Raw genomic sequence first — 17,949 nt, 5'->3', positions numbered from 1 at the left:
GTAACAATGAGCTACGATCCGATCCGCCGTCCCGGCCCCCGGCCGCACCGCTCTCTCGAAGGAGCCCATGCACCCCGACCACGAAGCCCCCTGGAGCGCACCCGCCGACGCGAAGGAACAGCCCCGGCAGGTCCGCCGCATCCTCAGGCTCTTCCGCCCCTACCGAGGCCGCCTCGCGGTCGTCGGCCTGCTGGTCGGCGCCGCGTCGCTGGTCTCGGTCGCCACGCCGTTCCTGCTGAAGGAGATCCTCGACGTCGCGATCCCGCAGGGGCGCACCGGCCTGCTCAGCCTGCTCGCCCTGGGCATGATCCTCAGCGCCGTCCTCACCAGCGTCTTCGGTGTCCTCCAGACGCTGATCTCCACGACCGTCGGCCAGCGCGTCATGCACGACCTGCGCACCGCTGTCTACGGCCGGCTCCAGCGCATGTCCCTCGCCTTCTTCACGCGCACGCGCACGGGCGAGGTGCAGTCCCGCATCGCCAACGACATCGGCGGCATGCAGGCCACCGTCACCTCCACCGCGACCTCGCTCGTCTCCAACGCCACCAGCGTGATCGCCACGATCGTCGCGATGATCGCCCTCGACTGGCGCCTGACCGTCGTCTCGCTGCTGCTGCTGCCGGTGTTCGTGTGGATCAGCCGCCGCGTGGGCAACGAACGGCGGAAGATCACCACCCAGCGCCAGAAGCAGATGGCCGCCATGGCCGCCACGGTCACCGAGTCGCTCTCCGTCAGCGGCATCCTGCTCGGCCGCACGATGGGCCGCTCCGACTCGCTGACGAAGTCCTTCGCCGAGGAGTCCGAGGAACTCGTCGACCTGGAAGTGCGCTCGAACATGGCCGGCCGCTGGCGCATGGCCGTCATCACGATCGTCATGGCGGCCCTGCCGGCCGTCATCTACTGGACCGCCGGCATGGCCCTCCAGATGGGCGGCCCCGAGGTCTCCATCGGTACGATCGTCGCCTTCGTCTCGCTCCAGCAGGGCCTGTTCCGACCGGCCGTGAGCCTGCTGTCGACGGGTGTGCAGATCCAGACCTCGCTCGCCCTCTTCCAGCGCATCTTCGAGTACCTCGACCTGCCGATCGACATCACCGAGCGCGCGGACCCGGTCCGCCTCGACCGGATCAAGGGAGAGGTCCGCTTCGAGAACGTCTCCTTCGGCTACGACGACAAGGGCGGCCCGGTCCTCGACGGCATCGACCTCACCGTCCCGGCCGGCGGCAGCCTCGCCGTCGTCGGCCCGACCGGCGCCGGCAAGTCCACGCTCGGCTACCTGGTGCCGCGCCTCTACGACGTGAGCGGCGGCCGTGTCACCCTCGACGGGGTCGACGTCCGCGACCTCGACTTCGACACCCTGGCGCGCGCGGTCGGCGTCGTCTCGCAGGAGACGTACCTCTTCCACGCCTCGGTCGGCGACAACCTGCGCTTCGCCAAGCCCGACGCCACCGACGAGGAGCTGTACCAGGCGGCGAAGGCGGCGCAGATCCACGACCACATCGCGTCCCTGCCCGACGGCTACGACACCGTCGTCGGTGAGCGCGGCCACCGCTTCTCCGGCGGCGAGAAGCAGCGCCTGGCCATCGCCCGCACGATCCTGCGCGACCCGCCGGTCCTCATCCTCGACGAGGCCACCAGCGCGCTGGACACCCGGACCGAGGCGGCCGTGCAGGACGCCATCGACGCGCTGTCGGCGAACCGCACCACGCTCACCATCGCCCACCGGCTGTCCACCGTCCGGGGCGCCGACCAGATCGTGGTCCTCGACTCGGGGCGCGCGGTCGAACTCGGTACGCACGAGGAACTGCTGGAACGGCACGGCCGGTACGCCGCGCTCGTACGCCGAGATGCCCAACTGGAACCGACAAGATGAAAATATGCCGGGTTTATGACGGTATGCGGGTTACCGTGCCCGCATGCAGAAGAACACTCCGCCACGGAGCACGATTCGACTGACGCGCCGGGGCCGTATCGCGCTCGTCGCGACCGGAGCCGTCGTGGTGGGCACCGCCGTGGCGGTGCCGCTGCTGACCCTGGGGCACGAGGAGCACGGCCGGCCTTCGACCCTGGTGATCCCCGAGGGCTGGCGCGCGAGCCAGGTCTACGCCGCCGTCGACAAGGCCCTCGCCCTGCCGCCCGGCAGCACGAAGAAGTCCCTGGCGAAGGCCGCCCTCAAACTGCCGAACGACGCCGAGGGCAACCCGGAGGGCTACCTCTTCCCGGCCGCCTATTCGCTCCAGGAGACGACGACCCCGGAGAAGCTCCTGGCCCTGATGGTCGACACCGCGAACGAGAAGTACAACGGCGCGCCCATCGCCGCGGGGGCGCAGCGCAACGCCATGAACCTCTACCAGGCCGTCACCATCGCGAGCATCGTCCAGGCGGAAGCGGCCACCGAGGCCGACATGGGCAAGGTCGCCCGGGTCGTCTTCAACCGCCTCGAACGCGGCATGCCGCTCCAGATGGACTCCACCATCAACTACGCGCTCGGCCGCTCCACCCTGCGCACCACGGCGAGCGACACCCGGATCGACAGCCCCTACAACTCGTACCAGCGCATGGGCCTGCCCCCCACCCCCATCGACAACCCCGGCGAGGAGGCCATGCGCGCCGCCATCAACCCGCCCCCGGGCGACTGGCTGTACTTCGTCACGGTCCGCCCGGGTGACACCCGCTTCACCGCGGACTACGCGGAACACCAGCGGAATGTCGTGGAGTTCAACAAACACCAGAAGAAGGGCGACGCGCGGGCGGCCGGGTGACCCGGGCGGCGGCGGAGGTTCAGGCGGGTGGCGCTCAGGGCCAGGCGCCCCCGGGCGGCGGCGGGCGGCACGGAGGGGCAGGTGGGTCGGCGGGGTGGGGCGTCGAGCCGGGTGTCGCGGGCGGCCGGGCGAGCCGGTGGGCGGCGCTCAGGGCCAGGCGCCCCCGGGGCGGCGGGCGGCACGGAGGGGAGGTGGGTCGGCGAGGTGGGGCGTCGAGCCGGGTGTCGCGGGCGGCCGGGCGAGCCGGTCGGCGGCGAGCAGCGCCGGGCGTCCCGGCCGGTGGCGCCTCGGCGGCCGGGGACGACCCTCTGCTCGGCGTCACGCGGCGACCGGCTGCCGCGCCAGCAGTCGCCTGATGTCGCGGACGGCCGCGCGGCCGGCACGGTTGGCGCCGATGGTGCTGGCCGACGGGCCGTAGCCGACGAGGTGGACGCGCGGGTCGACGGCCGCGCGGGTGCCCTCCAGACGGATGCCGCCGCCCGGCTCGCGCAGGCGCAGCGGGGTGAGGTGGTCGATGGCGGCGCGGAAGCCGGTGGCCCAGAGGATGACGTCGGCGTCGACGTGGCGGCCTCCCCCGAGCTCTCGGCTTCGCTCGAGCAGGGGGGACCCCCATCGCCAGTCCACTCCTGTCGGCGTGACGCGGTCGAACATCGGCTGCCGGTCGAGCACCCCGTCCTCGATGCCCTGCCGGACCGCGTCGTTGAGCGGCAGCCCGGTGACCGAGACGACACTCCTGGGCGGCAGTCCCTGCCGTACCCGTTCCTCGACGAGCGCGACGGCCGCCCGGCCCGCGTCCTCGTCGAAGGGGCCCTCGCGGAAGACGGGCGGACGCCGGGTCACCCAGGTGGTGGCGGCCGCGTACGGGGCGATCTCCAGCAGATGCTGCGTGCCCGAGGCGCCACCGCCCACCACGACGACCCGCTGCCCGGCGAACTCCTCCGGTCCGGGGTACTGCGCCGTGTGCAACTGCCGCCCCCGGAAGGTCTCCTGGCCCGGATAGCGCGGCCAGAACGGCCGGTCCCAGGTGCCGGTCGCGTTGATCAGCGCCCGCGTCGACCACACGCCCTCCGAGGTCTCCACCAGCAGCCGCCCGCCGGGCCCTTCGCGCACGGCCCGCACGTCGACGGGGCGCCGCACCCGCAGGTCGAAGGTCCGCTCGTACCGGTCGAAGTAGTCGCTGATCACCTCGGCCGACGGCCGCGCCGGATCCGCGTCCGTGAGCTCCATCCCCGGCAGCGCGTGCATCCCGTGCACCTTGCCGTACGTCAGCGACGGCCAGCGGAACTGCCAGGCGCCGCCGGGACCGGGGGAGTGGTCCAGCACCACGAAGTCGCTGTCCGGCTCGAAACCGGATCGCCGCAGGTGATAGGCGCCGGCCAGACCGGCCTGACCCGCGCCTATGACGACTACCTCGACCTCGCGTGTGTTGTTCACGCTTCTACTAACTGTGCCGGGGGCATGGATCTTCCCGCCCGGCGCGTCGTGTCACTCACCTTCCGAGGGCCGGGGCGCCGCGGTCGACGGCGGCAGGCCGCCGTTGAACCGGGTGTCGGTGAAGCCGGAGAAGTCGACCTTGCCCGGGATGAGCTTCAGCCCCGTGAACGTGTCGGCGATCTCCTGCTCGGAGGCGATCAGCGGCTTGTCGACGGCGACCGCGATCCGGGTCGTGTAGGTGCGCTTCACCGCGGCCAGCGCCACGTCCTCGGGGAGCCCGGTGTCCTTCGCCCAGACCTTCGCCCACTCCTCCTCGTGGTCGTACACCCACGCGTAGGCGCGCCGCAGCCGTTCCAGATAGTCCTTGACGGCGGCGGCCTTCTTCTTGTCCTTCAGCGCGTCCGGTGCCGCGACCTGGAAGGTGAGCCCGTTGGTCACGCCGTCGCCGTCGGTGAGGACCCGCCCCTGCTTGCCCTTCAGCACCTGCGAGGTGTACGGGTCCCACACCGCCCAGGCGTCGACCTTGCCGGACGTGAACGCGGCGAGCGCGTCGGCCGGCTGGAGGTACTTGACCTTGACGTCGCTCAGTTTCAGCCCGGCCTTCCTCAGGGACGCGACCAGCTGGTAGTGCGCGGACGAACCCTGCGCGACGGCCACCGACTTGCCCTTGAGCTGCTGGGGGCGCTTCAGGGGCGAGTCGTTCGGGACGAGGACGGTGTCGCCCTTGGACGTGCCGTGCCAGGCGGCCACGACCTTGATCTTCGAGTTCGCTCCGGCCGCGAAGACCGGCGGGGTGTTGCCGACGCCGCCGATGTCGACGGCTCCCGCGTTGACGCCCTCCAGCAGGGGTGGGCCGGAGGTGAACGTGGACCACTTGATCTTGTAGTCGAGGTTCTTCAGTTCCCCGGCGGCCCGCAGGATGGCCTCGGAACCGCCCTTCTGGTCACCGACGTCGAGCGTGACCGGGCCATGGCCGTCGGTGCCGCCGTCCGAGGTGCTGGCGGACGAGTTCCCGCCGCAGGCGGTGAGCAGCAGGGCGAGGGGGAGGAGCAGGGCGGCGGGGGCGAGGCGTCGTCGCATGGTGGTTCCGTTCGTGTGGGTCGTACGTGTCTCGTACGTGTGGGGCGTGTGCGGAAAGGTCAGGCGGCCTCGGCGGCCGTCGCCTCGACGCCGAGGCGTTCGAGGAGACCGGCGCGCAGTGCCGCGAAGCGCGGGTCGGTGATGTCGCGGGGACGGTCGAGGTCGACGCGCTGCTCGTGGGCGATGACGCCGCCGTCCATCACCAGGACGCGGTCGGCGAGCAGGACGGCCTCCTCCACGTCGTGGGTGACGAGGAGCACCGCGCAGCCTCGGCGCTGCCACAACTCGCCCACGAGCCGCTGGGCCTTGATGCGGGTGAGGGCGTCGAGCGCGCCGAACGGCTCGTCGAGCAGCAGCAGATCGGGCTCGCGCACCAACGCCCGGGCGAGCGAGGCGCGCTGGGCCTCGCCGCCGGAGAGGGTCTTGGGCCAGGCGGCCGAGCGGTGACCGAGGCCGACCTCGTCGAGGGCCTGCTCGGCGACGGCGCGTTCGGGCTTGCCGGGCAGGCCGAGCAGGACGTTGCGCCACACCTTCTTCCACGGCATCAGCCGGGGCGCCTGGAAGGCGACGGCCTTGCGGCGCGGCACCAGGACGGTGCCCTCGATGTCGCGGTCGAGCCCGGCGAGGATGCGCAGCAGCGTCGACTTGCCGCAGCCGCTGCGGCCGAGCAGGGCCACGAACTCGCCCGGCCGGACGTCCAGTCGCAGATCGTCGATGACGGCACGTCCGTCGAAGGAGCGGGTGAGCCCCTCGACATGGACCGCCTGGGGGGTCACCGGCCGGTGAACGTCGGTCGCCATTGCAGCAGCACCTTTTCGAGAGAGCGGACGATGAAGTCGGCGAGCAGGCCGAGGAAGGCGTAGACGACCAGGCAGACCACGATCACGTCGGTCCGCAGGAAGTCCCGCGCCTGCACCATGAGGAACCCGATACCGGAGTCGGCGTTGACCTGCTCGGCGAAGACCAGCGCGAGCCAGGCGATGCCGAGCGAGTAGCGCAGACCGGTCATGGCGTTCGGCAGCGCGCCCGGGAGGACGACGTGCCGGACGAGTCCCCACCGGGACAGCCCGAGGGACTCCCCGGCCTCGATCAACTGGGCGTCCACACCGCGGATTCCGGCGTAGACGTTGAGGTAGAGCGGGAAGGTCACACCGAGCGTGATGATGGCGACCTTGGGGGCCTCGCCGATGCCGAACCAGATGATGAACAGCGGGATGAGCCCCACGAACGGCACGGTCCGCAGCATCTGCACGGGCGCGTCCACCAGGTCCTCGCCGATCCGGAACAGGCCCGAGAACAGGGCGAGTCCGGTGCCGACGACCAGGCCGAGCAGCAGCCCGGCCGCGACCCGCTGGAGCGAGGTGCCCATGGCCGCGGGCAGCGAACCGTCGGCCACCATGTCCCCGGCGACCTGGGCGATCCGGCCGGGCGAGGCGAGCACGTCCGGCTGCAACGCGCCCGTGCTGCTGAGGAGTTGCCACAACGCCAGCAGCAGGACCGGGCCGGTGGTGCGACGCAGCCAGCGGGGGACGCGGGTGCGGCGGGAGGAGGTGGGGACGAGGGGCTGGAGGTCGAGGTCAGAGGCCGATATAGGCGAAATATCGCTTTTCGGTGACCTGGGAGGGGCATGGCTGATGCTCATGAAGGCTCCACGGGGAGAGCGCGGGCAAAGGGGAGGCGGAGGCACGCCTCGCCACCGCCGCACCGACGAGGACAAGGGAGTTCAAGCGAGAACAGGGGAGTTCAAGCGAGAACAGGGGAGTTCAGCGGGGCAGGCGGAACCAAGGCGAGGGAACCGGAACGCGAGGGGGGAAGGGCGTCAGCAGCCGCGGCGACACGCGGCGGAGGCCACCCGCAGCAGGTCGATGTGACCGCGCGTGGTGAGCAGGGCTGAACGCAACATGGAGCTGAACCTAGCCAGGTGGCATGCGCACGGTCAACGGCGTCTCGTCACGTGGACGCCTGTACCGCCACCCGGGCGGGGGCGGCCGGGCGGAACCGGGCGGGTGCGTCAGGATGGGGGCATGTCAGATGTCTTCACCACCCGAGTTCTGAACGTCCGCACCGGTTCCACGGAGAGGGTCGTCGACATCACCGGCGACTGCGAGTCCTTCCTGCGGGAGGCGGCGGCCGGGCGTGACGGCCTCCTCAATGTCTTCGTCCCGCACGCGACGGCCGGAATCGCCGTTCTGGAGACCGGTGCCGGCAGCGACGACGACCTCCTGGCCGCACTGCACACGCTGCTGCCCGCCGACGACCGCTGGCAGCACCGGCACGGCAGCCCCGGCCACGGCCGCGACCACGTCCTGCCGGCCCTCGTCCCGCCGCACGCGACCCTGCCCGTGCTGGGCGGCCGGCTGGAGCTCGGGACCTGGCAGTCGGTGTGCCTCGTGGACACGAACAAGGACAACCCGGAGCGGAAGGTGCGGTTGAGTTTCCTGGGGTGAATGCGCTCCGCCCGGCGCGGAGCCCCGTGCGCGGTGCCCGAACGGCTCCGGCGCACCGTGACGCGTGCCCGTAATGCCCGTATCCTCGTCAATGCCAGATTCACTTCCGAGCAGCGGATGATCGCGGGCGCAAGCGAGGCGAAGCGTGGTTCGGTCCGGCGAGGAACCCAAGCCGGCGGGACGTGCGACGGACGGCACGGGGCCCGTGCGTTCTCGCGAGCGGTTTCTCCAGGGCGAGCAGGTCGACACGGGTGTACGGACGTCCATCCTGAACTCGTGGCGGCGCAGCCTGTCCCTGGGCCTGTCGCCGGACCAGACCGACCTCCCCTACCGGGAGGACTTCGACCCCGGGGGCCGTATCGTCCGCGCGGCCGTGCCGGTGCTCGACCGGCTCCAGGACTCGTTCTCCGGCAGCCAGGTCAACATCTCGGTCGCCGACGCGAACGGGACGGTCCTCCTGCGCCGGTTCGGGGATCCCTCGATGGCCAGGAACCTCCCGGCGATCCAGCGGGTGCCGGGATTCGTGTTCGCCGAGCAGGTCGCCGGCACCAACGGCATCGGCCTCGCCCTGGCGGAGCGGCAGCTCATCCGCGTCTACGGCGCCGAGCACTTCGCGGAACGCTCCCAGGGCAACGCCTGCGTCGCGATGCCCGTCCGGGACCCGCTCAGCGGACGTATCGAGGGCGTCCTGTGCTTCGGCTATCCGCGCAGTTTCGAACAGCCCGCGCTGGGTGCGGCGATCCGCCGGGCGGCCGAGAACATCGAGCGGCGGCTGCTGGGGCAGAGCTCCGCGCACGAGCGCGCCCTGCTGCGGACGTACCTGGCCACCGGGGGCGGGGCCGGCCTGTACAGCGGCGTCGCCCTGGACGCGGTCGCCGACGAGTTCCCCCCGGGTGACCAGGCTGTCCTGAGGGAGAAGGCCGCCGAGCTGATCTCCCGCGGGCAGCGGGCCGCCATCGATGTGACCCTGCCCGGCGGCCGGCGGGTGACGCTGGTGAGCCGTCCGATGACGAGCGCCTCCGGCGTGCGGGGCTTCGCCGTCGAGGCGGTGCTGCCGGGCGCCTCGGTCGGGGAGTCCCTCGTCCTTCCGCACCAGGCGGACGAGCTGCCGGACCTGGCCGCGTTCGCGGCCGCACCACGGCCCGCCCGACCGTCGATCACCCTGCCGTCCGGATACCTCGCCGCCGCGTCCGCCCCGGCCGTCACGCCCGAGGGTGACCGGGTGCCCGCGGGGCACGGCGAGACGGGCAGGGCCGCCGGAGGGAGGGGGGCGCCGGACGGCGGTGGGGGTGCCGCGGGGCGTGGTGTGGCCGGTGGTGGTGCGGGCGCGGCCCACGGTGGCAGGGACGTCGTCGACGGCGGTGCGGACGGGGCGGACGGTGGCTGGGACGTCGTCGACGGCGGTCGGGGGGTGGCTGACGGTGGCCGGGACGCGGCGCGCGGGGACACCGGCGGGGCCGATGGTGGCGGAGGTGTGGCCGGCGGGGGTGCGGACGTCGCGGGCGGCGGCGGGGGTGTCGTCGACGGCGGTCGGGGTGTGGCTGACGGTGGCCGGGACGCGGCGCGCGGCGCCGGCAGGGGTGTGGTCGACGGGGGTACGGACGCCGGGGAGGCCGGCAGGGGCGTTGTCGACGGCGGTGGGGACGCGCTGTACGGCGGCAGGGCCACGGTGGACGATCGCACCGGCTCGCCGTTCCCGGCCCGGGGGCTCGTCATGGTGGGGGAGCCGCACGTCGGGGCCTACGCCCTGGCCGCGCGCCGGCGCCTGGAGCTGCTGTCCGAGGCCAGCGCCCGCATCGGCACGACCCTGGACGTGCGCCGCACCGCCGAGGAACTGGCCGAGACGGCCGTCCCGCGCCTGGCCGACTTCGTCACCATCGACCTGCCCGAGGCCGTCCTGCGCGGCGAGGAATCCGCCGACCCCCTCGCCGACCTGCGCCGCACGGTGCTGCACGGAGTCCGCGAGGGCCTGCCCTTCACCCAGCCCGGCCGGCGCATCGACTTCGGCCCGACCGCGCCCCAGCTGCGCTGCCTGACCACGGGTGAGGCGGTACTGGAACCGGACCTCAAGGCCGCGGCGGGCTGGCTCGCCCAGGACCCCGAGCACACCGCGCGCCTGCTCGCCCACGTCCAGTCCCTCATCGCGGTGCCCCTGCTCGCCCGCGGCGTCGTCCTGGGCATCGCCAGCTTCTACCGCGCCGGGAGCGCCTTCGGGGACGACGACCGTTCCCTGGCCCAGGAACTCGCCGCCCGCGCCGCCCTGTCCATCGACAACGCCCGGCGCTACACCCACGAACGCGCCATGGTCCTGGCCCTCCAGCGCAGACTCCTCCCGCACGGGCTGCCCGACCAGGACGCCGTCGAGGTCGCCCACCGCTACCTGCCCGCCGAATCCGACGTGGGCGGGGACTGGTACGACGTCATCCCCCTCTCCGGCACCCGCATCGGACTTCTCGTCGGCGACGTCGTCGGCCACGGCATGCTCTCCGCCGCCACGATGGGCCGGCTGCGCACGGCGGCGCGCAGCTTCGCCGAGCTCGACTTCTCCCCGGACGAGGTCCTCACGCACCTGGACAACCTCGTAGGACGCCTGGACCGGGAGGACCCCGACGGCAAGGGCGCCGGCGTCATCGGCGCGACCTGTCTGTACGCCGTCTACGATCCGACCGAGCAGCGGTGCCTCATGGCGCGGGCCGGTCACCCGCCGCCCGCACTCGTCCACCCCGACGGCACCGTGTCCTACCCCGACCTCCCGGCCGGGCCCCCGCTCGGTCTCGGGGGCCTGCCCTTCGACACCGTCGAGATCGACGTCCCCGAGGGCAGTCAGCTGGTGCTCTACACGGACGGGCTCATCGAGGACCGCCACCGTGACGTCGACGTGGTGCTGGAGCAGTTGCGCGTGGCCCTGGCCCATCCGGAGCGGGCACCCGAACAGACCTGCCAGGCGGTCCTGGACACCGTGGCGCCCGCGCACCCGCACGACGACATCGCCCTGCTCGTCGCCCGTGTGCACGCGCTCGACCCCGGCCGGATCGCCGCCTGGGAGCTGCCCGCCGACCCGTCGGTCGTCGCCGAGGTCCGGGCGTCCGCCATGCGGCGTATGGCCGACTGGGGGCTCGACGAGACCGCGTTCGCCGCGGAGCTGATCCTCAGCGAGCTGATCACCAACGCCATCCGGCACGGCGCCGGGCCCATCCGGGTCCGGCTGCTGTACGGGCGCACGCTGATCTGCGAGGTCTCCGACGTCAGCAACACCGCCCCCCATCTGCGCCGCGCGGCCAGTACCGACGAGGGCGGACGCGGCCTGTTCCTCGTCGCGCAGCTCTCGCAGAGCTGGGGCACGCGCTACCTCCCCGAGGGCAAGGTCATCTGGGCCGAGTGCGGGCTCGACGCCGCGTGAGGCGTCCGCCGACCCGCGTGGGAGTCACGGCGGTCGAAAGATGCCCGAAATGCTGTAATTTGATCGGGTGCGCGACGCTCCTGACACGCCGGTGAAGGCGGCTTCACCCTTCGGGCCGGAGCCCTTGGTCCGTATCCGCGGGCTCGGCAAGCGGTTCGGCGGGACCGTCGCGCTGGCCGGGGTCGACCTCGACGTCCACGCGGGCAGCGTGCTCGCCCTCCTCGGGCCCAACGGCGCGGGCAAGTCGACGCTCATCAAGGTCCTCGCCGGCGTCCACGCCGCCGACACGGGACAGATCACCGTGGACGGCATGCCCCTCGGCAGCCCGGCCGCGTCCCGGAGCATGTCCTTCATCCACCAGGACCTCGGTCTCGTGGAGTGGATGACGGTCGCCGAGAACATCGCCCTGACCACCGGGTACGCACGCCGGACCGGGCTGATCTCCTGGCGGCGCACGCGCGAGCGCTGCGTCGACGCGCTGCGGATCGTCGCCGGGCAGCTCGACCCCGACGCGCCGGTCTCCGGGCTCGCACCGGCCGAGCGCTCGCTCGTCGCGATCGCCAGGGCCCTGGCAGCCCGCGCGAAGCTCATCGTCCTCGACGAGCCGACCGCCCGCCTCCCCGCCGCCGACAGCGCCCGGCTCTTCGCGGTCCTGCACGACCTGCGCGACCGCGGACACGCGATCCTCTACGTCAGCCACCGCCTGGACGAGGTGTACGAGGTGGCCGACACGTTCGCCGTACTCCGCGACGGCCGCCTCGTCAGCCACGGCCACCTCGCGGACCACACCCCCGCCCGCCTGGTCCACGACATCGTCGGCACCCACCCCACCCCCACCACCGCCCGCCCCACTGCCACGCCGCCCCCGGCCCGCACACCCCCCGTCCTCACCCTCGACGGCGTGCGGACCGCTCGGGCCGGGCCGGTCGGTCTGGAGCTCGCTGCCGGTGAGGTGCTCGGGCTGGTCGGGCTCTCGGATGCCGGGCACACGGATCTGGGGCGTGCCCTCGCCGGGGATCGGCCGCTTCTCGGGGGGCGGGCCGTGCTGCACGGGCGGCCCTATCGGCCCCGCTCGGTCGCGGAGGCCGTCGCCCGGGGCGTCGGCTTCGTGCCGGGGGACCGGCTGCGGGAGGGCTGTCTCGCCGAACTGTCGGTGCGGGAGAACCTCCTGGCCAATCCCCGCGCGGGCGGCCGGCCGGCGCCGCGCTGGATCGGTCCCCGCCGCGAACGTGCCCAGGCCGCCGCCCTGATCGACCGGTTCTCGGTGCGCCCCCGCGACAGCGAGGCCCCCATCGCCACGCTCTCCGGCGGGAACCAGCAGAAAGTCATGATCGGCCGCTGGCTGCGGACGGAGCTGCGGCTGCTGATCCTCGAGGAACCGACCGCGAGCGTGGACATCGGCGCCAAGGCCGCGATCCACCGTCTGCTCGGCGAGGCCCTGTCGGCGGGCCTCGCGGTGCTGCTCCTGTCCACCGACTTCGAGGAGGTCGCGAGCGTGTGCGGGCGCACCCTGGTCTTCGTCCGGGGGTCCGTGACGGCGGAGCTGAGCGGCGGCACCCTCACCGTCGCCGGGCTCACCCGGGCGGCCTCGGCCCTGCCCCCGTCCACCACCGCGACGGCCGCGACGAAGCCATGACCGAACCGCCCGCCCCCTCCTCACCCCGCTCCCGGCGCCTGCGCGCCCCCGGCGGGCACCACATCGGCGCCTACGGCCTGCTCGCCCTCACCGCCCTGCTCTACCTGGTCTTCTCCCTCGCCCTGCCGGACACGTTCCCCACCCTGGACACCGTCGACTCGATCCTGTCCAACCAGTCGATCCCGGCCGTCCTCGCGCTGGCCGCCATGGTGCCCATCGTGACCGGCGCGTTCGACCTCTCCATCGGCTACGGCCTCGGACTGGCCCACGTCATGGTGATGCAGCTCGTCGTCACCGAGGGCTGGCCCTGGCCGCTCGCCTGCCTCACCGTGCTCGCCGGAGGGCTGGTCGTGGGCGTCCTCAACGGCGTCATCGTCGAGTTCGGCCGGATTGATTCCTTCATCGCCACCCTCGGCACCGGCAGCATGATGTACGCCGTGACCGGCTGGATCACCGACGGCAGCCGGATCGTCCCCGGCACCCAGGGCCTGCCGCCCGCGTTCACCGACCTGTACGACTCCACGTTCCTCGGCCTCCCGGTCCCCGCCTTCTACGTGCTCGCCCTCGCCGGAGTCCTCTGGCTGGTGCTGGAGCGGCTGCCGCTCGGCCGGTACCTGTACGTCGTCGGATCGAACCCGCGCGCGGCCGACCTCGTCGGCATCCCGACCCGCACCTACACCGTCTACGCGTTCGCCGCCTCGGGGCTGATCGTCGGCTTCGCCGGTGTGCTGCTCGCCTCCCAGCAGCAGATCGGCAACCCGAGCGTCGGCCTCGACTACCTGCTGCCCGCCTTCGTCGGCGCCCTGCTCGGCTCCACGGCGATCAAACCCGGCCGGCCCAACGCCCTGGGCACCGTCGTCGCCGTCGCCGTCCTGGCCGTCGGCCTCACCGGCATCGCCCAGCTCGGCGCCGACTTCTGGACGGTGCCGCTGTTCCACGGCGGCACCCTGCTCATCGCCGTGGGCCTGGCCGGATACGCCGCCCGCCGCCGGCTGCGCGGCGGCGCCGCGGCCCGCGACACACCCGCCGCCCCGCCCCCGCCACCGTCCTCCCCGCCCCCGTCGCCCCCGCCACCGTCCTCCCCGACGCCGGAGGGCGGCGCCGCGGGCACACCCCCCTGACCCCTCGGCACGTCCCGCCGCGCCGATCCCCTCACCAGGAGCCCCCGTGCACCGCAACCGCAAGGCCGCCCCCCGAGCCCGCACCGCGCGGCTCGCCTGCTGCGCCCTGCTGGCGACGGCGACCGCCCTCGTCGGCTGCGAGCGCGGTTCGTCGGACGGCGCGGACGAGACCGCGACGGGCCCGAGCGGCTGCCCCGACGTCCAGGCCGGGGCGCGGGCCGCCGTCACCCGGGCCGAGCGGACCGGCATCCCCTGGGGCGGACCCACCAGCGGCCCGGAGGCGGTGTCGGGCAGAACCATCGTCTACGTCGCCCAGACCATGACCAACCCCGGTGTCGCGGGCGCCGCGAACGGGGTGCGGGAAGCCGCCCGGGTCATCGGATGGAACGTCCGGGTGATCGACGGCCAAGGCACCCCGGCCGGTATCCAGGCGGCCATGAGCGAGGCCGTCGCCCTCAGGCCCTCGGGCATCGTCATCGGCGGCTTCGACCCCGACTCGACGGCACAGCAGGCCGCCCGGGCCAACGCGCAGCGCATCCCGCTCATCGGCTGGCACGCGGTCCCCGAGCCCGGTCCCAGCCGGCGGCCCGACCTCTTCACCAACGTCACCACCCGCGTCCAGGAGGTGGCCCGCATCAGCGCGCAGTGGATCATCTCCGACTCGGACGGCCGCGCCGGGGTCGTGCTCATCACCGACGCCTCGATCCCCTTCGCCAGGAACAAGTCCGACCTGATCAGGAAGGAACTCACCCGGTGCCGCGGGGTGCGGCTGCTCTCGGTCGAGAACATCCCGATCCCGGACGCGAGCAGCCGCACCCCGCGGGAGATCTCCTCGCTGCTCTCCCGCTTCCGGGACCGGTGGACCCACTCCGTCGCCATCAACGACCTGTACTTCGCCGACGCCGCCCCCGCCTTCCGCGCGGCCGGCGAGAAGGGCTCGGGGCCGCCGTACAACATCGGCGCGGGCGACGGTGATCCCTCCGCCTTCCAGCGCGTCAACAGCAGGCAGTACCAGGCCGCCACCGTGCCCGAACCGCTGTCCCTCCAGGGCTGGCAGATCGTCGACGAGTTCAACCGCGCCTTCTCCGGCCGCCCGGCCAGCGGGTACACGGCCCCCGTCCACATCGCCACGGCCGGCAACAGCGAGGGCGCCACGACCTGGGACCCGTCGGGCTACCGGGAGGCGTACCGGAAGATCTGGGGGAAGTGACGTCCGGTCAGGTGCCGATCCCTTCACCGAACATGCACGGAACCTCGAAATCCCTTTAAGTTTCAAGCGCTAATCTCACCGTCAGTCGAGTGGCCGCCGGGGGTCGATCCGAGCGGGGCCCGTTCCGCGGCGGCACTCGCAACCCCCCACCAGCACAGGAGACCGGGTGTGTACGACGGCGACGTAGTGGTGATCGGCGGCGGCTACGGCGGCGTCCGGCTGGCGAAGCGACTGGACCCCACGGCCCGGGTCACGCTGGTGGACCGCAAGGAGGTCTTCTTCCACCGCGTCGCCTCCCTGCGCGCGGGGGTGCGCCCCGAGTGGACGCACACGCCCTTCATCCCGTACGACCGGTTGCTGCACCGCGGGCGCGTGATCGCGGGCAAGGCCGTCCGTATCGACACCGCCGAACGGCAGGTCGTCCTCGCCACGGGCGAACGGCTGCCCTACGACGTGGTCGTGATCGCCACCGGCGCCGACTACCCCGAACCGGCCCGCTTCCTGGGCACCACCGTCGAGGAGGCGGCCAAGTCGTTCGCCGAGCACCAGCGCAACATCGCCACGGCCGAGCGCGTCCTCGTCGTCGGCGGCGGCCCCGGCGGCGTCGAACTCAGCGCCGAGATCCGCCTCGCCCGGCCGGACGCCCGCGTCACGCTCGCCCACTCCGGACCGGCCCTGCTCGACTCCACGGGCAGCGCGCGGCCGGGACGCAAGGCCCTCGCGTGGCTGGAGGCCCATGACATCGAGGTCCGGCTCGACTCGTTCATGTCGCCCGGCAACGACTTCGGCACCTACCGCGACGGCCGCGGCACCGTCATCGAGGCCGACCTGTCCTTCTGGGCGACGGGCACCACACCCAACACGCTCTGGCTCCGCCTGGCCGGACACGGCGACTGGCTGAACCGGGACGGACACGTCAAGGTCGACCGGACACTCCGGGTGGAGGGCAGGCTGGACGTGTTCGCCGTCGGCGACGTCAACGACGTCAGCGAACTCAAGATCACCCCCGCCGCCCTCGCCCAGGCGGACATCGCCGCCCACAACATCCGCGCCTACCTGCAGAGTTCGGGCAAGCACCGCAAGGAGCCCCGCTTCTACCGGCCGGTCCAGCGCACCCCGCTCATCGTGCCGTTCGGCCCGGCCGACGGACTGACCGTGCTGCCCGTCCCGGGCGGCGAGTCCGCGGTCCTCGGGAGCCGTACGACGGTCATGGCCAAGGCGAAGACCCTCATGACGCCCTACATGCGGCGCCAACTGGGTTACACCGCCGCCTGATCCGCGTCTCACGCGCCGGACCACCCGGCGTCCCCCCACCCCCCGTCGTTACCCGCCGGTTGCCTCTGGGGTAGGGTCCCCACCGTTTCCGGTTACCGGCTGATGGTGCGCCGGTACGGGGCGTGTCGGAGGGTGGCAAGACGATGGACTCCCAGTGGGGTGACGGCGGATCAGTGGACCTGGACGACACACGGCTGGAGGCGTTGAGTCCCCAGCCGTTGCTGACCCGTGACTACGAGACGCGCCCCGCGCTCGTGTACGAGCGGCTGAGGCAGCAGCACGGCCCCGTCGCGCCGGTCGATCTGCTCGGCGTACCCGCCTGGCTGGTCCTCGGCTACCGCGAGGCGCTCCAGGTCCTCCAGGACAACGACGGCTTCCCGAAGGGGCTGGAGAACTGGCGGGCCCGCTCCGAGGGCCGGGTGCCGGCCGACTGGCCGCTCGGCCCGTCCCTGGAGGTCAACCACATCCTGATCCAGGGCGGCCCCGGATACCGGCCGCTGCGCACGGCCTGGGACGTGGCCCTCAAGCCGTTCCAGGACCCGCGCCACCCCCAGGCCAAGCGCCTCAAGGCCGCCGTCACCGCCTACGCCGACGAGCTGATCACCCTGGTCGGGCAGGGCGGAAAGACGGGCGTGGCGGACCTGTCCGCGCAGTTCTCCCGACCGCTGCCGCTGATGGTGGCCAGCCATCTGCTCGGCTTCCCCGGCTCACAGGGCGACGACGCGCTGATGGACATGTGGCGCGTGCTCGACGCCGGCCCGGACGCGGAGGCCGCGCTGGAGCGCCTGCTCGCGACGCTGGCGGAACTGGCCGCGACGAAGCTGGAGAAGCCGGGCGACGACTTCCCCTCCTACCTGCTGGCCGCGCACCCCGACCTGTCGCTCGACCAGCTGGCCCGCGAGCTGTTCATGCTGCTCGGCATGACCTCCGACCACGTCGGCATCCTCATCTCCAACACCGTCGTCGAGGTCATCTCGGGCGAGGGCAGCGTGCGTGCCAGCCTGTCCGCCGGGATGGTCAGGGAGGCCATGAACCGGTCCGTCATGCGCAAGCCGCCCCTGGTGAACTTCGTCCCGCGCTTCGCGACCGCGGACACCCCGCTCGGCAACTACACGATCCGGGCCGGCGACCCGGTGTGGGTCTCCTCGGCCGCCGCGCACGCCGACCCGCTCTTCGCCGACCACGTCGCCTCCGGCACCACCATCAGCACCCGGGCGCACCTGTCCTGGGGAGCCGGGCCGCGCCAGTGCCCGTCACGGGAGCTCGCCTCCACCGTCGCGGCGGCCGGTGTGGGGCGGCTGTTCGAGCGGTTCGACCACCTCGACCTCGCCCTGCCCGCCGACCAACTGCCCTGGCGTTCCTCCCCGTTCATGCGCGGCCTGCGCTCGCTGCCCGTGCGCTACGACCTCTCCGCGGCGCCCGCGCGGCCGTCGGCGGACGGTTCCGCGCCGGTGGCCGAGGAGGTCCTGCCGGACCGGTCCGCCCGGCAGCGTTCCTCGCTGTGGCGCTATCTGACGGGCCTGATCCGCGGCGGCCGCTGACCGGGAGCCGGGGTCGGAACACCCATGTCGTATCAGCGTTCCTCCC

At 72.9% G+C, this 17,949-nt stretch carries 14 protein-coding genes; 9 read left to right on the top strand and 5 right to left on the bottom strand.

The window, feature by feature from the left end; translation table 11 throughout:
• The first annotated feature begins 67 nt into the window (after positions 1-67).
• Together QF034_RS05115 and mltG are read left to right on the top strand one after the other, a co-directional pair.
• Positions 68-1,870, top strand: a complete 1,803-nt coding sequence (locus tag QF034_RS05115; protein ID WP_307173798.1) for an ABC transporter ATP-binding protein — start codon at positions 68-70, stop codon at positions 1,868-1,870.
• Positions 1,871-1,913: 43 nt separating this feature from the next.
• Positions 1,914-2,759 (top strand): endolytic transglycosylase MltG, encoded by an 846-nt coding sequence (gene mltG / locus QF034_RS05110; protein WP_307173797.1) that lies wholly within the window; start codon positions 1,914-1,916, stop codon positions 2,757-2,759.
• 318 nt (positions 2,760-3,077) lie between these two features.
• On the opposite strand, the gene QF034_RS05105 is transcribed toward mltG, so the two are convergent.
• From QF034_RS05105 to QF034_RS41430, 5 genes are all read right to left on the bottom strand, one after another.
• Positions 3,078-4,193 (bottom strand): NAD(P)-binding domain-containing protein, encoded by a 1,116-nt coding sequence (locus QF034_RS05105; protein WP_307173796.1) that lies wholly within the window; start codon positions 4,191-4,193, stop codon positions 3,078-3,080.
• 51 nt (positions 4,194-4,244) lie between these two features.
• A complete protein-coding gene (locus tag QF034_RS05100) occupies positions 4,245-5,273 on the bottom strand; it encodes an ABC transporter substrate-binding protein (protein WP_307173795.1) in 1,029 nt (342 codons plus the stop codon).
• A 59-nt stretch (positions 5,274-5,332) separates the two neighbouring features.
• Complete coding sequence (locus QF034_RS05095) at positions 5,333-6,073, bottom strand: ABC transporter ATP-binding protein (protein ID WP_307173794.1); 741 nt, start codon at positions 6,071-6,073, stop codon at positions 5,333-5,335.
• Positions 6,046-6,915: an ABC transporter permease gene (locus QF034_RS05090; protein WP_307173793.1), complete on the bottom strand. Its 870-nt coding sequence runs from the start codon at positions 6,913-6,915 to the stop codon at positions 6,046-6,048. Before QF034_RS05090 ends, QF034_RS05095 begins: the two co-directional genes overlap by 28 nt.
• Before the next feature lie 177 nt (positions 6,916-7,092).
• Positions 7,093-7,176, bottom strand: a complete 84-nt coding sequence (locus tag QF034_RS41430; RefSeq protein ID WP_349817350.1) for a putative leader peptide — start codon at positions 7,174-7,176, stop codon at positions 7,093-7,095.
• 121 nt (positions 7,177-7,297) lie between these two features.
• On the opposite strand from QF034_RS41430, the gene QF034_RS05085 reads away from it, so the two are divergent.
• The 7 genes from QF034_RS05085 (at position 7,298) to QF034_RS05055 (ending at position 17,903) form a co-directional block, all read left to right on the top strand.
• Positions 7,298-7,720 carry a secondary thiamine-phosphate synthase enzyme YjbQ gene (locus tag QF034_RS05085; protein WP_037671216.1) on the top strand — a complete coding sequence of 141 codons (423 nt, stop codon included), beginning with the start codon at positions 7,298-7,300 and terminating at the stop codon, positions 7,718-7,720.
• A gap of 145 nt (positions 7,721-7,865) precedes the next feature.
• The gene (locus tag QF034_RS05080; RefSeq protein WP_307173792.1) at positions 7,866-11,120 is read left to right on the top strand and encodes a SpoIIE family protein phosphatase; all 3,255 of its coding nucleotides are present in this window, start codon (positions 7,866-7,868) and stop codon (positions 11,118-11,120) included.
• Positions 11,121-11,187: 67 nt separating this feature from the next.
• Entirely contained in the window at positions 11,188-12,756 is a 1,569-nt protein-coding gene (locus QF034_RS05075; RefSeq protein WP_307173791.1) for a sugar ABC transporter ATP-binding protein, read from the top strand.
• Positions 12,753-13,877, top strand: coding sequence for an ABC transporter permease (locus tag QF034_RS05070; protein WP_307173790.1), 1,125 nt, complete (start codon positions 12,753-12,755; stop codon positions 13,875-13,877). Before QF034_RS05075 ends, QF034_RS05070 begins: the two co-directional genes overlap by 4 nt.
• A 46-nt stretch (positions 13,878-13,923) precedes the next feature.
• Positions 13,924-15,087 (top strand): substrate-binding domain-containing protein, encoded by a 1,164-nt coding sequence (locus QF034_RS05065; RefSeq protein WP_307173788.1) that lies wholly within the window; start codon positions 13,924-13,926, stop codon positions 15,085-15,087.
• A 168-nt stretch (positions 15,088-15,255) separates the two neighbouring features.
• Positions 15,256-16,362 carry an FAD-dependent oxidoreductase gene (locus QF034_RS05060; protein WP_307173786.1) on the top strand — a complete coding sequence of 369 codons (1,107 nt, stop codon included), beginning with the start codon at positions 15,256-15,258 and terminating at the stop codon, positions 16,360-16,362.
• A gap of 143 nt (positions 16,363-16,505) precedes the next feature.
• Positions 16,506-17,903: a cytochrome P450 gene (locus QF034_RS05055; RefSeq protein ID WP_307173785.1), complete on the top strand. Its 1,398-nt coding sequence runs from the start codon at positions 16,506-16,508 to the stop codon at positions 17,901-17,903.
• Positions 17,904-17,949: the final 46 nt, after the last annotated feature.

Source organism: Streptomyces africanus, assembly GCF_030816955.1.
In the GTDB taxonomy this organism is placed as follows: domain Bacteria; phylum Actinomycetota; class Actinomycetes; order Streptomycetales; family Streptomycetaceae; genus Streptomyces; species Streptomyces africanus.
Note: the sequence above shows the minus strand (reverse complement) of the source record. Positions and strands in the feature narration are given on the sequence as shown.

What these genes read in the sequence shown, in the direction of transcription:
- QF034_RS05100 (WP_307173795.1), bottom strand. Translation starts at nt 5,273, where the DNA reads ATGCGACGACGCCTCGCCCCCGCCGCCCTGCTCCTCCCCCTCGCCCTG.
- QF034_RS05115 (WP_307173798.1), top strand. Translation starts at nt 68, where the DNA reads ATGCACCCCGACCACGAAGCCCCCTGGAGCGCACCCGCCGACGCGAAG.
- QF034_RS05055 (WP_307173785.1), top strand. Translation starts at nt 16,506, where the DNA reads ATGGACTCCCAGTGGGGTGACGGCGGATCAGTGGACCTGGACGACACA.
- mltG (WP_307173797.1), top strand. Translation starts at nt 1,914, where the DNA reads ATGCAGAAGAACACTCCGCCACGGAGCACGATTCGACTGACGCGCCGG.
- QF034_RS05090 (WP_307173793.1), bottom strand. Translation starts at nt 6,915, where the DNA reads ATGAGCATCAGCCATGCCCCTCCCAGGTCACCGAAAAGCGATATTTCG.
- QF034_RS41430 (WP_349817350.1), bottom strand. Translation starts at nt 7,176, where the DNA reads ATGTTGCGTTCAGCCCTGCTCACCACGCGCGGTCACATCGACCTGCTG.
- QF034_RS05095 (WP_307173794.1), bottom strand. Translation starts at nt 6,073, where the DNA reads ATGGCGACCGACGTTCACCGGCCGGTGACCCCCCAGGCGGTCCATGTC.
- QF034_RS05085 (WP_037671216.1), top strand. Translation starts at nt 7,298, where the DNA reads ATGTCAGATGTCTTCACCACCCGAGTTCTGAACGTCCGCACCGGTTCC.
- QF034_RS05070 (WP_307173790.1), top strand. Translation starts at nt 12,753, where the DNA reads ATGACCGAACCGCCCGCCCCCTCCTCACCCCGCTCCCGGCGCCTGCGC.